Below are 16,167 nucleotides of genomic sequence, written 5' to 3' on the forward strand. Positions count from 1 at the left end.
CGACGAATGAAGAAAAAAGGAGTTCAATTTTTCTATCCAATCTTTCTGTTTTTGACGAAAAACCGATACCTTTGGGTAATAATCATTAATCGAATCAATCAAGATGAAACAGAACACCTCATTTGCATTTTATTTTGTCGTTTTCTCGCTTCTGATGCTTTACGGCTGCTCAAATGCAGAGAAAGAGCCCCTGACGGTAGACAATATATTGACAACCCCGGATGAGTATGTAGGGCAGACGGTCACCGTAAAAGGAAAGGCCACGCATGTATGTGCTAAAAGCGGGATGAAACTTTTTTTGGAGGGGAGTAGAGAGGTCCATACCATCCGTGTGGAGTCGAACAGTACGCTGGGTAAATTCGACAAGGCATGTGTAGATAATGAAGTGGTGGTGAAAGGCATCCTGGTAGAAGAGAAAATCACCGAAGCAGATCTCAAGAAAATGGAGGAGGAGATTGTCGAAAACAGATCCGTAACCCATGGTGAAGATGGTGAAGCTTGCGAAACCGAACAGAAGGCCGAGGGTGTGGCGGCAGGCAGTTCCGAAATGGATCGCGTGAACCAGTTCCGGGAAAGGCTTGCCGAGCGTAAAGCTTCTGAGGGGAAAGATTACCTCTCGTTCTATCACATTGCTGCCAACTCCTACAGTGTTGTAGAAAAATGAAAAGCGTGCCTCCATTCTCGGGTTTCACCCCCGACACCATTCAGTTTCTGGTCGATCTCAAGGAGAACAACTTTCGCCAGTGGTTCGAGGATCATCGCGAACTTTACGAGATTGAACTGTTACAGCCATTCCGGGCATTGGTCAACACACTATCACCGGTAATGTATGCCATCGATCCGTTGTTTGAGCTCCGTCCACACAAAGTGTTGTCGCGTATTTACCGCGATATCCGCTTCTCAAGGAACAAGGATCCCTACAACACCTGCCTCTGGATGAGTTTCCAGCGTATGGGTACGTCGTGGGAGAATTTTCCGGGATATTTCATGGAACTCAATACCGAGCAGGTATTGTTGGGTATGGGACTCTATGCTCCCAAACGGAAAGTGATGGATGCCTTCAGGGAGAGAGTTGAAACCGAGCCCGGGGCCTTTCGGGAGATGGTGGAGGAGAAGGTGATCGGACGCGGATTTTCAGTCGAAGGTGAATGCTACAAAAAGCCGATCAACAATTCGCTGCCCGATTTTTTTCAACCCTGGATGAACCGGAAGGCGGTTTACGTGATGAAGAAGCTTCCCGTCTCCGACAAAAGAATTTACACCCAAGAACTCGCCAGCCTGCTGGCAGACGATTTTACGCATCTGGCCGACTTATACCGGCTGATGGTGGAGGTCAGGGAAGAAGTTACACCCATATAGAGTTTCATGCATGATCTGTTTTCCCAACGCTAAAATAAACTTAGGACTGAACATAGTTTCGAGACGAACCGACGGGTACCACAACCTTGAGACCCTTTTCTATCCCGTCGGGGTAAGGGATGCACTGGAGATCATTCCAACGGGGGAAGATACCGGATACCGGTTCTTTCAGAGAGGCCTGAAAATTGAGGGAGAGACCGGGGAGAACCTGGTAGTGAAGGCCCTGAAGGTGATCTCGGCGGAAAAGAGAATTCCAGCCATCGATATTCACCTGCTCAAAAGGATCCCTTTCGGAGCAGGACTGGGTGGTGGTTCATCCGATGCCGCCTTCATGCTGAAATTGTTGAACGACACCTTCTCGCTCGGTTACACCTTGCCGGAGCTGGAAGAGAGGGCGGCAAGGATCGGCGCCGACTCTCCTTTCTTTATCAGAAACAGACCCGCCCTGGCAAAAGGCATCGGCAACCTGTTGGAAGAGGTTGAGCTCGACTTGAGCGGTTACTTCTTCGTGCTGGTAAAACCCAACATTACCGTCTCAACGAGAGAGGCATACGCCCTGGTTTCGCCTTCGATCCCCGAGGTGCCGCTGGAGGAGGTAGTCAAAAGGCCGGTCTCCGAGTGGAAAGAACTTATGAAAAACGATTTCGAGCCCTCGGTTTTCAAAAAATATCCCGAAATTTGCAAGATAAAAGAAGAATTGTACGCCAACGGAGCGCTATATGCCTCCATGTCCGGCTCCGGATCTTCGGTTTATGCTCTTTTTGAGAAGGCGACGGAGATCAGATTCGACAACTGTTGGGTATGGAAAAACAAAGAATTATGAGACATAACATCCTATTGATCGCACTCGGCATGCTTTTGCCGCTCTCAGCGCAACAGAAATATATGCCTGCCGGCATCCGTTCGTTTGCGCCCGTTACCGTTTATCAGCCGGTATTACTCGACAGCACCGATCTCAAAGCGAGCAAGTTTTCAGACGAGACACTGCTCTCCTACTTCGTTTCGTTTCCGGCCCATGAGCGTTTCACTACAGAACTCAAGCCCGACACTGCCGGATTCTTCCACCTACCGAAACCGGATAAGGGGTACACGCTCCAGTTGCTCTCCTTTTTCGTTAACGGCAACCGTTACGGGAAAGGAAAGCTGACCATCACATCGCCTAATCTGCTTGAACTGTACGTAAACGACGTAAAGCGAGCTACCAAAACAACGGCAAACGACAGCCTGCATCACTCGGGATCGGTCGACGCCACCCTGAACGGGTTTACAAACAATGCACGGGTCATCATCAAACTGCTGGCATCTGCAGAAAGCAAAGCCGGGCCGGCAGTCAAGATTGAACTGAAACCCGAGCAGGAGGACTCACTGCTCCAATTCACCTTCAACAACACCGATAAGCGGCGCATTACAATCAACGATATCCTGGAGGGAAAACGGATAAACGGCTCTTCCATCTCGCCTAGCGGCAGATTTCTGTTGCTCAACCTGCGGGAGACGATGAAAGGTGGAGAAAACCGCGATTATATAGAGATTTACGATACGAAACAGAAGCGTACTCTCCTGTCGGAGATTGCAAACCGTTCGCAACTCGGTTGGATGCCGAAATCCGACCAGCTTTACTACGTGTCAGACAACAGCGATGGCAGAACGATCTACCTGCTAGATCCGTTGACATCGGAGACAAAGGTCATGGCGGAACGGCTCCCCAAAGAAAGATTCCATATCGCACCGGACGAAAAATCGATGTTCTACTCCTCCAGAGAGACCCTTTCGGTCACCACGCCAAGCGGACTAAGGAGGATGATCGGTATCGACGACCGGCAGACCGGTTACCGCGACAGGACCTACATCTACCGATATTTCTTCGAGACAGGAGTTGTCCAGCAGATCACTTTCGGTAGGCAAAGCGCCTCGCTCAACGACATCACCGACGATGTGAGGTATCTGCTTTTCTCTACCTCGGAAGAAGACCTGTCACAACGGCCATTCAGAAAGAGTAGCCTCTACATGCTCGATCTTGCCACCATGACCGTTGACACCATATGGAAAGATCAGGCCTACACCTATTCGGCACAATTTTCTCCCGATGGTAAAAAATTGCTGATTCACGGCGCTCCCGAAGCATTTAACGGCATCGGACTGAATATCGACGAAGGGCAGATAGCCAACAGCTACGATACGCAGTCGTTCATCATGGATCTGGCAACCCGCAAGGTTGACCCCGTAACGAAATATTTCAACCCGTCGATCACTGCCCAGGAGTGGAATCCAGGTGATAACTTCATCTACTACCGCGTGGAGGAGGCGGATCGTGTGAACGTATACCGCTACATGCCCGACAGACGAAAGTTTGAAAAACTCCCGTTGAAGGAGGATGTGATCCGCTCGTTCGACATTTCCAGAAACGGAAGGTGGGCTACCTATACGGGAGTGAGCGTTTCAAACTCCAACAGGGGGTATCTGCTCGATCTGAAAACGGGCGAATCCACCCTTATCTCAGATCCTTACGCCAAACAGCTCAACACCCTGGAGCTGGGCGAAGTGGTAGACTGGAAGTTCACCAGCAGCTTCGGCGATGAGATTGACGGCAGGTACTATCTGCCTCCTAACTTCGATCCCGCCAAGAAATATCCGCTTATCGTATATTACTATGGCGGTACAAGTCCCACCTCCCGCGGGTTCGAAAGCACCTATCCTCTACACGTGTATGCTGCCCAGGACTATGTTGTCTATACGCTGCAACCGAGTGGCACCACCGGATACGGGCAGGAGTTCTCTGCCCGGCACGTGAATGCCTGGGGAGAACGGACAGCTGAAGAGATCATTGAAGGCGTGCAACAGTTTGTTGCGGCCCATCCCTTTGTCGACGGCACGAAGGTCGGAAACATAGGTGCTTCCTACGGCGGTTTCATGACCCAGTACCTGATTACTAAAACCGATATCTTTACCGCATCGGTTTCGCATGCAGGAATCAGCAACATTACCAGCTACTGGGGCGAAGGGTATTGGGGCTATTCATACAGTGCCGGTGCTAGTGCTGGCAGCTATCCGTGGAACAATCCAAAGCTCTACACGGAACAAAGCCCCCTCTTCCATGCGGACAAGATAAATACCCCTCTGTTGCTGCTGCACGGTACGGCCGATACGAATGTTCCCATTGGAGAGAGTATACAGATGTACACGGCATTGAAGCTGCTGAACAAGCCGGTTGAATTCATCCAGGTGGAAGGCGAGAACCATGCCATCTACAATTACGACAAGCGTATCGCGTGGAACAATGCGATTTACGCATGGTTTGCCAAGTGGTTGAAAGGCGACTCACGATGGTGGGATTCAATGTTCGGAGAGGGAGAGAAAGAGAAATAGTTCCTGAAACAAAGAAGAACAAGCATGATTGATATTGACAAGCTTCGTAGCAACGTTGAAGAGATTGCCCGTATCGCGGGCAGTTTTCTGAAAGAGCAACAGTCGGCGCTGCGCCAATCGGATATCGAATTGAAAGGCACACGAAACTTCGTGACGCATATCGATACCGAGGCTGAAAGAATGGTGGTGGAAAAGTTGGACGGGCTCATCCCCGATGCCACCTTCCTCACTGAAGAGGGTACTGTTGAGTATGCCGACGGACGTTATACATGGATCATTGATCCGCTGGACGGAACCACTAACTACGTTCATGGCGACACCCCCTTTTCGGTAAGTATTGCCCTGATGAAAGACCTCAGAACCATTCTGGGTGTTGTATATGATCCTGTTGCCGACGAACTCTTTTCGGCATGCAGCAGAGGGGATGCCACACTCAACGGACAACCGGTCAGAACCAGCTCGCAGCCAACCCTCACCAACGGATATATCGGGTTTGGCATCCCCTACTCGATGGATGAACAGGGAGAGCAGATACTCAGGAATGCAGCGGAACAGTACCGCAAATGCAGCTTCCGGATAAAAGGATCGGCAGCCATTGAGATCTGTTACGTAGCCTGCGGAAGGAGCGATGCCTATTTCCATTCGGGCCTGTCGCCTTGGGATGTGGCTGCCGGAACCTTTATCCTGGAGTGTGCCGGAGGTAGATGTACCGACTTTTCCGGGGGGAGCGACTATCTCTTCAACAAGGAGTTGGTAGCCAGCAACGGAAAGATTCATCAGGAGATAATGGAAAAGATCATCAATTACGGCAGAAAATAACCCGAAATCTATAATAATATTGAATGGAAAGTCAAGTTGTTACTACCGCATTTCTTCTAACGCTCTTTGCTGGTCTCTCAACCGGTATCGGGAGCTTGATTTCCCTGATCGCCAAACGCACCAACACCAATTTTCTGAGTATCGCATTGGGTTTGTCGGCCGGGGTAATGATCTACGTCTCATTTATGGAGATGCTGCCCAGCTCACTCAATATGCTAACCGAAACATTCGGTGAGAAGAGAGCAAACCTCTATACCTTCCTGGCTCTCTTTGGCGGAATCGCCTTTATCGCACTTATCGACTTGCTTGTACCCAAGTCGAGCAATCCGCACGAGATGCACGGCGTGGAAGAGATGAAGCGAGATACTCAGCGGCTAAGGCACACCGGTATCATTACCGCGCTCACCATAGGAATCCACAACTTTCCCGAAGGAATTGCCACATTCATGACAGCGGTCAACTCGCTGGAGGTGGCCATACCGATCACCGTAGCCATAGCCATCCACAATATTCCGGAAGGGATCGCAGTGGCCGTGCCCATCTATCACGCCACGGGAAGCAGAAAAAAAGCATTCTGGCTTTCCTTCTCGTCGGGGCTGGCTGAACCGATAGGAGCCATTATCGCCTACTTCTTCCTGATCAGGTTCTGGAACCCGGTGCTCGATGCACTTATTCTGGCCATAATTGCCGGAGTAATGATCTACATATCGCTGGATGAATTGCTTCCAAGTGCCGAAAAGTACGGGAAGCATCACCTCTCTATCATCGGTCTGGTTACCGGAATGGTGATTATGGCAATCAGCCTCTATCTCTTTATCTGATTTTGCCTGCGACATCAAAACTTATGACTATCTTTGCTTACCAGTTAACATCAGGAGAATATGACAACCGACATTAAAGCAATCGGGGAACGCATAAAGGGGTTGCGCGACGCTCTCGATCTCACACCCGATGAGATGGCCCAACAACTTGAGCTGGAAACAGGCGCATACCTGGCTTACGAACAGGGAGAGGGTGACATCTCAATCTCACTTCTCAAACGGATCGAAAAGGAGTTCAACGTGGATCTGGCCACACTGATGTTCGGAACCGAACCGAAGATGAGCTCCTACTTCGTAACACGCAAGGATCAGGGGCTCGCCGTCGAACGTGTCGCCGCATATAAGTACCAGTCGTTGACGGCAGGATTTACCCACAACATCGCCGATATTTTCATTGTAACCGTCGAGCCCAAGTCCACGGATTCCGATTTTTTCCTGAACATCCATCCGGGTCAGGAGTTCAACATGGTGCTCGAGGGGAGCCTCCTGTTCCACCACAACGGCAAGAATATCACCTTGAACGAAGGCGACAGCATCTATTTCGACTCTTCACTTCCTCACGGAATGAAGGCGTTGAACAACAAGGCTGTGAAATTTCTGGCTGTGGTAATCGAACCGTAAAAGCGACACGCAAGCAAACAAATTTAAGGGAAACAACATCTTATGTTAGAACGATTTTTAAAGCAAACCTCATTCAAGTCGCATCAGGATTTTGTAGAGAACTATGAGATTCGTGTCCCCGAGAATTTCAATTTTGCCTACGATATAGTGGATGAGTGGGCAAAGAGGGCCCCTCTCAAACGGGCATTGTGCTGGACAAACGACAAGGGTCAGCATCGGGATATGAGTTTCTCCGAATTAAAGGAGCTGTCCGACAAGACAGCATCGTTTCTTCTCGATCTGGGTATCCGGAAAGGCGACATGGTGATGTTGATACTGAAACGGAACATCGAGTTCTGGTATACCATACTGGCCTTGCACAAGATTGGGGCCGTAGCCATTCCCGCCACACACCTACTTACCGACAAAGACATCATCTACCGCGCCAACGCGGCCGATATCAAGGCGATAATCGCCACATACGACGACAACCTGGTTGATCATGTCAACCGCTCCATGGCCTCCTCCCCCTCGGTAAAATACCGTATCGTGATCGGGGATACCATTCCCGAAGGGTGGATCGATTTCAGTAAAGGTGTGGAACAGGCTCCGGAATTTGTCCGTCCGGCAGAGGGTACATCAAATGGGGAGATCATGCTCCTCTACTTTACGTCGGGCACGACAGGACAACCCAAAATGGTCATTCATGATTTCACCTATCCCCTAGGTCATATCACCACCGCGAAATTCTGGCACAACCTGCACGAGAACAGTATACATCTCACGCTGGCCGATACCGGATGGGCAAAAGCCGTGTGGGGGAAACTGTACGGACAGTGGATTGTGGGGGCATGCGTATTTGTCTACGATTTTGAGGGGCGATTTATCCCGGCCGATGTCCTGGAGGTGATTTCAAAGTATCGTGTAACCTCACTCTGTGCTCCGCCAACCATTTTCAGGTTCCTTATCCGCGAAGAGCTGGAGAAGTATGATCTGTCGGCACTGGAATACTGCACCACTGCAGGGGAGGCACTCAATCCGTCGGTCTTTGAGACCTTCTACCGAAAAACGGGTATTAAGATGATGGAAGCGTTCGGTCAGACCGAAACGGCACCCACTGTCGTCACCTTTCCTTGGATCGAACCCAAACCCGGCTCAATGGGTGTGCCCAATCCGCTCTACAAGATGGATCTGCTCACGCACGACGGCCGCTCTGCCGAGGATGGCGAACAGGGTGAAATTGTTTTCCGTACCGACGGGGGCCGTCCCCTATCCCTGTTCATGGGATATTATCGCGATGAAGAGCTTACGCGCAGTGTCTATGCCGACAACCTCTACCATACCGGCGATATGGCCTGGCGCGACGAAGATGGGTACTACTGGTTTGTAGGCCGGAAGGACGATATCATCAAAAGCTCGGGATACCGCATCGGTCCATTTGAGGTAGAGAGTGCAGTCATGACCCATCCCGCTGTAGTGGAGTGCGCCATCACCGGTGTTCCCGACGAGATCCGCGGCCAGGTGATCAAGGCCACCATCGTTCTGGCGCCTCAATACAAGGAGAAGGCATCCGACGAACTGAAACGCGACATTCAGGAGCATGTGAAAAAAGTGACCGCACCCTATAAGTATCCGCGGATCATTGAATTTGTCAATGAACTGCCCAAAACCATCAGCGGAAAGATCCGGCGGGTGGAGATCAGGGAAAAGCGGAACTGATCCCAAACAAAAGAACAATTGAAACGTTAAACAGAAAAATAGAAAATAGAATTTATGAAACGAGCATATCTATTTCCCGGACAAGGTGCACAATTTGTCGGCATGGGAAAAGCGTTATACGATACATTGCCACTGGCAAAAGAGTTGTTTGAACAGGCCAACGAGATCCTGGGTTTCAGGATTACCGACCTGATGTTCGAGGGGAGTGAAGAGGATCTCCGTCAGACCAGGGTCACACAACCGTCAATCTTTCTCCATTCAGTCATTCTGGCAAAAAGCATGGGTGACGAGTTTACTCCCGACATGGCTGCCGGCCATTCACTGGGAGAGTTTTCCGCACTGGTGGCAGCCGGCGCATTATCGTTCGAAGATGGATTGAAACTGGTCTATAAACGGGCTCTCGCCATGCAGAAAGCATGTGAGAAGAATCCATCCACCATGGCAGCCATCCTGGGCCTGCCGGACGACAAGGTAGAGGAGATCTGCGCAGGAATCGACGAGGTGGTGGTACCGGCCAACTACAACTGCCCGGGACAAATTGTGATTTCCGGATCGATGAAAGGTATCGAGCTTGCCTGTGCAAAGATGAAGGAAGCCGGAGCCAAGAGAGCACTCCCATTAAAAGTGGGAGGTGCGTTCCACTCGCCGCTCATGGAACCCGCCCGCGAAGAATTGTCGGAGGCGATTGCCGCAACCACCTTCTTCAAACCTGGTTGTCCGATTTATCAGAACGTCTCTACAGTTGGCGAAACCGACCCGAAGGTGATAAAGGCAAATCTTGTGGCTCAACTGACCGCTCCGGTAAAATGGACCCAATCGGTTCAGCAGATGATTGCCGACGGAGCCACCGAGTTTGTGGAGCTTGGTCCCGGCAACGTGCTGCAAGGACTGGTCTCCAAGATTGACAACAGCGTCACCGTTTCTGGAAAACAATAACCAATATAAGAATAGATTTGTCGCACTATAGATCAATAAGTTTGAAAATGAAAAAAATCGCGATTCTCGCCCTGCTTATCTGCTGCAGTATTACTCTTTCCGCTCAATATGACGAGCCAACTGCACCCGATTACAAGTCGATTGAGAAAAACATCAACAACAGTTCCTCACATCTCAATTACGAAGTACTGATGGAACGCTACAGGATGGGAGACTCCACCATGACGATAGATGAGAAGAGACACCTCTATTTCGGCTATGTATTTCAACCGTCATACAACCCTGCAGACACATCTCAATACAATACCCGGATGGCTACCGTTTTGAACAAGCAATATTTCTCCGACCAGGATTATGAGGAGGTGCTGCAATACGCAGAAGCGCTGCTCAAAGAAGATCCCTTCAATATGCGTGCTCTCAACGCCAAATTGTTGGTTTTCGCACAAAAGAACAACGTGGAGGCATATCGCAGGACGGCTAAGCAAAGAAACATCGTCCAGCAGGCAATCATCAGTACGGGTGACGGAATGTCGAAATCCACTCCCTATTACGTGATAAAAGTATCACACGAATATGATCTGCTGGGATTCCTTGGATTCAAGTTCGGCGGAGAGGACAAGATCGAGAGAAATTGCAACTGCAACTCCCTGACTCTTGCTCCCAACCGGTTTGGAGTGGATAAGCTTTACTTCGATATTTCACCTACATTCGAATATATCAAACGGAAGGGAAGCGGAAAGATTTAGTTTCACTCTTCCCATTGTCACTCAAACAACTGCATCATGCATCTTCAACAAAAAATCGACCGGCTGTTCATTGAACAACAAAGAGACTGGACAGAGTTGAAAAGCTCTATCGAACAGCTTGATCGGCTGAAGGTAAAAGAGTTCAATTGGGGAAGCGGGCTCAACGTGAATGTCCAGTTCAATCCGTCACGTATTGAATCGGTATCGTCTCAGGTGGACAATAGCAGTATAGAAGAGCGTCCCTGTTTCCTGTGCGGGAAGAACCGTCCAAAAATCCAATCGGGGATACCTTTCCTCGATAAATATATTATACTGATCAATCCTTTTCCGATCCTGCGGAATCATCTAACAGTAGCCATCCATTCGCATGTTCCGCAACGTATCCGGAGAAAAACTGGCGATATGCTTACACTCGCCGAACTGCTACCCGACTACATTGTATTTTACAACGGTCCGAAATGCGGTGCATCGGCACCCGACCATTTTCATCTGCAGGCAGGACTGAAAGCGCCTATTTTGATGACCGGGGAGAACGAGCTCCGTTCCTGCCTGATTATCGAAAGCTCCTCTAAACAGGAGGTAGAAGAGCGCTTCGAGGACGTTTATCAATACCTGCACAGCCGTCAACCCGATGAGGAGGAGCCGTTGTTCAATCTCATTGCTTTTGTGGAAAGCAATCGCTACATGCTGCATGTTTTTCCACGTAAAGCTCACCGCCCGCGTCAATTCTACGAAACGGGCAAACGGCAGCTGCTCGTCAGTCCGGGCGCCATCGATATGGCCGGACTGATTATTACGGCTCGCGAAGAGGATTTCAATAAGATAGGAAAAGAAGTGATTGAAGATATCTATTCCCAGGTATCAATGCCCATAATTTAAGTTAATCCGTCGTTTACTACCTGTGGGTTACCGGCTGGTCCCAACTCTTGCTGTTCTGTTTTCTGCTCTAAACAACTAAAAAGATTGGTATGGAATTTGTCGATATTCTACTTAAGCGGATCGAAGGAGAAAATGAACTGAAAAAGCCTGTCAATGCCCTTATCTGCTTTTCAAAAGTGACAACGGGAAAGGCTCTGGGCGCATTGATAAGCAGGATGGCCCGGTTCAGGCCGGACAAGTCGTCCGTCACCCTGTTGAACCTGATCGACAAGGAGCAGGCCAGAGATATCGAGGACGAAAACAGATACAAAACTGAACTTTTTTCCGGCATCATCCCATCGGCCGAAGCGAATAGACTCTCGATCCGAACATTTGTGAAGGAGTCTGAAAATTATGTGGAAGAGATATTGCGTACCGCCGAGGAATACGACTGCAATCTGGTGTTGCTTGGGATAGGCAGCTCCCTCTTCAATCCCGCACTCTGGCACAAGTACCTCCAGTTGAAAGAGAGCAGCAGCATGTCAGAGCTGGATTTCTCCTCGCTGCTTGCACGAAACCGGCTTTCAATAGGCATATTCCTCGACAACAACTATAGAGATGGTAACCGGATATTTGTCCCCCTTTTATATCAGGAGGATGCCTATGTATTCCCCTATCTCTACCAGTTGGCAAAAAACCCTGATGTGACGGTGACCATATGGGATGCCATCGGCCTTATGGAGAGTGATCCGAAGTTTCAGAAACTTTTTCAGTTTATCGTAAAGAAAACGGATGGAGAGGTGAAGCTATGGGACAACAACAAAAAGATCGAACTCGACTTCATCCAGCAGCAGGATCTGATGATTATCGGGTTCAACGGTTGGGAAAAGCTGATCGGTTCGCCACTCTCATGGACATCCCATCTTCCTTCGGTCTTGATTATCAAAGATAGCAAACAGGCACTCAAATGAACCCGAACGAAACCTCAAAGATATATGCTGCTGTACTGGATCATGTTGAAAATAACAGGCTAAAGGATGCTTTTGACACCTTGAAGTCGTGGGCAGCCGCCCTACAGAACTGGTCGGCAGCAGAGAAGATATCCGAGCTGGAGACCAACTACCGGTATATGATCCACTACCTGGTTGAAGGGAAGAAGGATCCTGATCAGCAGAAAATATACTCCCGTCTGGTTCGCGGCATATATCTGCTGGCCGACGATCTGTCGGAACAGTGGCAAATCCGCAACAGCTCCGCTCTTTTTTTCGAAAAGGCAAGAATAGCCAATATCAGGCAACCTTTGTCACTGAATGAATACCGCGATATCATCTGTCAGCTGGTAGATACCTCTGCCATCATCGAACTGATGCCGGAGGGTGAGGAGAAAAAGAGCCGTCTCCACCAGAACAGCATCAAACAGGAGGAGACCGTACAGGATCTCTTTTACAGTCTCTTCTCATCGCCAAGGGCAACAGACGAAGAGGTAAAAGCCTACCGTGATTTTACTTCCCATACGCTTATCCCGACCAGTGTCAAATGCATGTTGATTTCAGCCCTTACAATGAATCTGCTGCAACGTTTCGATCCGAAAAAGTTCGATTTTCTGCTGGAAAGTTGCTATCACCCGGAATCGGAGATTGCATTACGTGCCGTCGTTGGGATAGTTCCGGTCTTAAGGGAGTACAAAAAGCGGTGGATCCATTATCCCGAAATTACCGGCAGGTTGTCGGTCATGGCGGATGACGCGATCTTCTCGCGCCGGCTCGTTTCGGTTATCATTCAATTTATCCAGGCTCACGAGACGGAAAAGATCACAAAAAAACTTACCGAGGAGATCCTTCCCGGGATGATGAAACTGAGTCCGATGATCGGTAAAAAGATTAATCTGGAGGAGTGGATGGGTGAAAGCGGGCTGGAGGAGAAGAATCCCGAGTGGCAGAAAATTTTGGACGAGGCAGGATTGACCGACAAACTGCAGGAGTTTGCCGACATGCAGTTAGGTGGCGCGGATGTCTTCCATTCCACTTTCTCCAACCTGAAGAACTACCCGTTCTTCAACGAGATGAGCAACTGGTTCCTGCCATTCGATAAGCGCCACAGTTCACTTCATTCATTCTTTTCGGAAAGACCGGAGGACGACAACCTGCTATCAACCCTGCTCAATACGACGATGATCTGCAATTCCGACAAATACTCGTTTTGCTTCAGTCTCATGCTTATGCCGGAACAATACCGCAACATGATGGCAACGCAGCTGGGTGCGGAAAGCGATGAACTGAAAAAGATGACAGAAGAGGAGCTACTGCTTAATCCAAATCAACAGGAGGAGACCATCTGCAAGCAGTATATCCAGGATCTCTACCGTTTCTTTAAACTTTTCCAGAGGAGAAACGACTTCGTTGATATCTTTAGCGCCCCCCTCGATTACCACCGTCTTCAACCGTTATACCCGGTTGTTCAGCGTACGGCGAACCTCGAACGAATAGCCCTCTATTATTTTGAGAAAAACAACTTCAGGGAGGCGGCCGATGCCTATCTGATGCTGACAGGGATGGGAAGTGCAACCAACGAAACCTGGCAGAAGATCGGCTACTGCTACCAGATGCTGGGCATGGTAAAAAAGGGGCTCGACGCCTACCTGAAGGCTGATCTGATGGACGAGAACAACACTTGGGTGTTGCGTCGCATTGCCCATTGTTATCGCCTGTTGAAAGAGCCGGAAAGTGCATTGCACTATTATCGCCGGCTGGAACAATTGACGCCTGACGACCTCAATATTCAGCTTAATATTGGCCATTGTTACCTGGAACTAGACCAGTACGCCGAGGCACTGAACTATTACTTCAAGGTGGATCTGTTGAGTCACGACAATACCCGGGCCTGGCGCTCCATTGCCTGGTGCGCATTTCTGTCGCGCAAGTTCGATGTAGCCCAGCGTTACTATGCGCAGATAATTGAAAACAGGCCCAACACCCATGACTATCTGAATGCCGGGCATGTGGAGCTTTGTCTCCTAAACACAAAAAAAGCGGTAGAACTCTACGTTCAGGCGGTGAGATCGGCAGGCAGCCTCTCCACTTTTCAAACGCTGTTTGATGAGGATCTCGACGAGCTTCGGGAAGCCGGGGTTAATATGGAGATTCTCCCCATCATCCTCGACAAAGTAAGGTACGATACATGATCGCTCCTAAATAACTGTTACAGGTATTCTTGTGAGAGGCTTCTTCTGATGAGAGAGTCTCTTTCTCTTTTTATCCAGTAAATTGAAGATTATCCTCTGTTATGTCAAAATCGAGTAGGATGCAAAGATAGGTAATTACTCCTAACTCTGCTATCCTCTCACACCACCCAACGTACGTCTCTCGTATTAGGCGGTTTCTTCAATGTTTAACCGTAATTGGCCGTTAAACTGTAAAGTCCCGTTTTCTTGAACCATTCAAGGTTCATTCCCTCGTGTGCAGCGTGGGTCATTGACAGTCTAAACCATCCCTTAGAACTTCCCGCCGTTGTCCAGCTCCGGTTCCAAGGAACGCCCAACTTGGTCAAGAACCTGGCTATGCCCAACGCCCGTTTGCATTGTTTTAAACGATAGCATCTTAATCTACGACGAAGCCAAGCTTCAAGGTTGCGAAGACGACTTTTCATCTTTGCGTGCTTGAAGTAGTTTAGCCAGCCTCGTAGAACGGGATTTAGCTCGCTTATTAACTGATCGAAGCTAATGCCCCTGTTGCGTTTGGTAAGCGATTTTAGTTTCGCCTTGAAGCGTTGTTCGCTCTTTCGGCTTAATCCTAAACTCCCGCCTTTTAAGATAGTATGACCGAGATAATTGAGTTGATGAGGACGGACGATATGGCTCTTTTCCTTGTTTATTCTTAATCGCATCCGATTTTCGATAAACTTGGAGAGGCTTTGCATCGATCGCTCCGCGGCTGGTTCGCTTCCGACCATTATGATAATATCATCGGCGTAGCGTACAAAGCAGTGTCCTCTCCGCTCTAACTCCTTGTCCAGTTCGTCTAAGACGATATTCGACAACAGGGGTGATAGTGGGCTGCCTTGCGGTGTCCCTTTCACCCGTTGATTGGCCATCCCCCCGATTAGCATTCCTGCTCGAAGAAATTTACCTATCAACTTAAGTACGCGCTTGTCACCAACGCGAGTACTTAACTGCCAAAGCAATCGGTCGTGATTCACCTCGTCAAAGAATTTTGCCAAGTCTATGTCGATAACCCAATCCTTTCCTTCGGCCACGTATTCGCCCGCTTTACGTAATGCTTGATGAGCGTTACGCCGTGGACGAAAACCGTAGCTGTATTCGGAGAATATAGGGTCATAACGTTTCGACAGTACTTGGCTTATCGCTTGTTGTACCAAGCGATCTTTGACCGTGGGAATACCCAGTTGGCGTTTCCCGCCATCAGGCTTCGGGATTAATACCTCTTTAACTGCCGTAACTTGGTATGTGCCTGTCATTAACTGGCGTTGAAGTTCTCGGTGGTGGCTGTTAAGCCAATCTCTAAGTTCGTCAACGGTCATCCCGTCAATGCCCGCACTTCCCCTGTTACTGATTACTTGCCGCAATGCGGCATCAAGATTCTTTAAGTCCGTTATATCACTCATTAAATCTTGGGTTAAGGCTCGTTCCTCTTTGCAACCTGACAACCACTCGTCCCGTACCAAACCGCTTCCTGAACTGAATACGTCAGTCCCCTTCACCTTTTGGCCACGCTCCCATTCGTCAAAAAGACTCATCTGTAAGTTCCCGTGTTTACCTGGGTTCATAATGGTCGTTACAATTTACAAAATAACTGCTCCTTAATTGAAAATTCAGCCCTTCCCTGTATTGACGTTACTCAATATTTATAGCGGTACTATGGCCTCTGCTGACTTCTCTGCCCCTTTCGGGTTAGAGACCTCCTACGTTAAGTGCATTATCTTCCTGT

Annotated in this window: 14 protein-coding genes; 13 read left to right on the forward strand and 1 reads right to left on the reverse strand. The window is 49.2% G+C overall.

Annotated features, from left to right (window positions below; translation table 11 throughout):
* Positions 1–103: 103 nt before the first annotated feature.
* From ING2E5A_RS11120 to ING2E5A_RS11180, 13 genes are all read left to right on the forward strand, one after another.
* Positions 104–664 (forward strand): hypothetical protein, encoded by a 561-nt coding sequence (locus tag ING2E5A_RS11120; protein ID WP_071137452.1) that lies wholly within the window; start codon positions 104–106, stop codon positions 662–664.
* Positions 661–1,359: a DUF2461 domain-containing protein gene (locus ING2E5A_RS11125; protein WP_071137453.1), complete on the forward strand. Its 699-nt coding sequence runs from the start codon at positions 661–663 to the stop codon at positions 1,357–1,359. Before ING2E5A_RS11120 ends, ING2E5A_RS11125 begins: the two co-directional genes overlap by 4 nt.
* Positions 1,360–1,369: 10 nt before the next feature.
* Positions 1,370–2,182: a 4-(cytidine 5'-diphospho)-2-C-methyl-D-erythritol kinase gene (gene ispE, locus ING2E5A_RS11130; protein ID WP_071137454.1), complete on the forward strand. Its 813-nt coding sequence runs from the start codon at positions 1,370–1,372 to the stop codon at positions 2,180–2,182.
* Complete coding sequence (locus ING2E5A_RS11135) at positions 2,179–4,725, forward strand: S9 family peptidase (protein WP_071138339.1); 2,547 nt, start codon at positions 2,179–2,181, stop codon at positions 4,723–4,725. The genes ispE and ING2E5A_RS11135 overlap by 4 nt, the downstream gene beginning before the upstream one ends.
* Before the next feature lie 24 nt (positions 4,726–4,749).
* Positions 4,750–5,544 (forward strand): inositol monophosphatase family protein, encoded by a 795-nt coding sequence (locus ING2E5A_RS11140; protein ID WP_071137455.1) that lies wholly within the window; start codon positions 4,750–4,752, stop codon positions 5,542–5,544.
* A gap of 23 nt (positions 5,545–5,567) precedes the next feature.
* Positions 5,568–6,365, forward strand: coding sequence for a zinc transporter ZupT (gene zupT, locus ING2E5A_RS11145; RefSeq protein ID WP_071137456.1), 798 nt, complete (start codon positions 5,568–5,570; stop codon positions 6,363–6,365).
* Between the two features lie 60 nt (positions 6,366–6,425).
* Positions 6,426–6,986, forward strand: a complete 561-nt coding sequence (locus ING2E5A_RS11150; protein WP_071137457.1) for a helix-turn-helix domain-containing protein — start codon at positions 6,426–6,428, stop codon at positions 6,984–6,986.
* Positions 6,987–7,028: 42 nt separating this feature from the next.
* Positions 7,029–8,684, forward strand: coding sequence for an AMP-binding protein (locus tag ING2E5A_RS11155; RefSeq protein ID WP_071137458.1), 1,656 nt, complete (start codon positions 7,029–7,031; stop codon positions 8,682–8,684).
* Between the two features lie 54 nt (positions 8,685–8,738).
* The gene (fabD, locus tag ING2E5A_RS11160) at positions 8,739–9,620 is read left to right on the forward strand and encodes an ACP S-malonyltransferase (RefSeq protein ID WP_071137459.1); all 882 of its coding nucleotides are present in this window, start codon (positions 8,739–8,741) and stop codon (positions 9,618–9,620) included.
* 47 nt (positions 9,621–9,667) lie between these two features.
* Positions 9,668–10,366, forward strand: a complete 699-nt coding sequence (locus ING2E5A_RS11165) for a DUF4919 domain-containing protein (protein ID WP_071137460.1) — start codon at positions 9,668–9,670, stop codon at positions 10,364–10,366.
* A gap of 36 nt (positions 10,367–10,402) precedes the next feature.
* On the forward strand, positions 10,403–11,245 hold the full coding sequence (locus ING2E5A_RS11170; protein ID WP_071137461.1) for a DUF4922 domain-containing protein: 843 nt from the start codon (positions 10,403–10,405) through the stop codon (positions 11,243–11,245).
* Between the two features lie 89 nt (positions 11,246–11,334).
* Positions 11,335–12,195, forward strand: a complete 861-nt coding sequence (locus tag ING2E5A_RS11175) for a hypothetical protein (RefSeq protein WP_071137462.1) — start codon at positions 11,335–11,337, stop codon at positions 12,193–12,195.
* Positions 12,192–14,405, forward strand: coding sequence for a tetratricopeptide repeat protein (locus tag ING2E5A_RS11180; protein ID WP_071137463.1), 2,214 nt, complete (start codon positions 12,192–12,194; stop codon positions 14,403–14,405). Before ING2E5A_RS11175 ends, ING2E5A_RS11180 begins: the two co-directional genes overlap by 4 nt.
* Before the next feature lie 206 nt (positions 14,406–14,611).
* Here the strand turns inward: ING2E5A_RS11180 and ltrA are convergent, their stop codons facing one another.
* Complete coding sequence (gene ltrA / locus ING2E5A_RS11185) at positions 14,612–16,006, reverse strand: group II intron reverse transcriptase/maturase (protein ID WP_154669989.1); 1,395 nt, start codon at positions 16,004–16,006, stop codon at positions 14,612–14,614.
* Between the last annotated feature and the right edge of the window lie 161 nt (positions 16,007–16,167).

The organism is Petrimonas mucosa (genome assembly GCF_900095795.1).
In the GTDB taxonomy this organism is placed as follows: Bacteria; Bacteroidota; Bacteroidia; order Bacteroidales; family Dysgonomonadaceae; genus Petrimonas; species Petrimonas mucosa.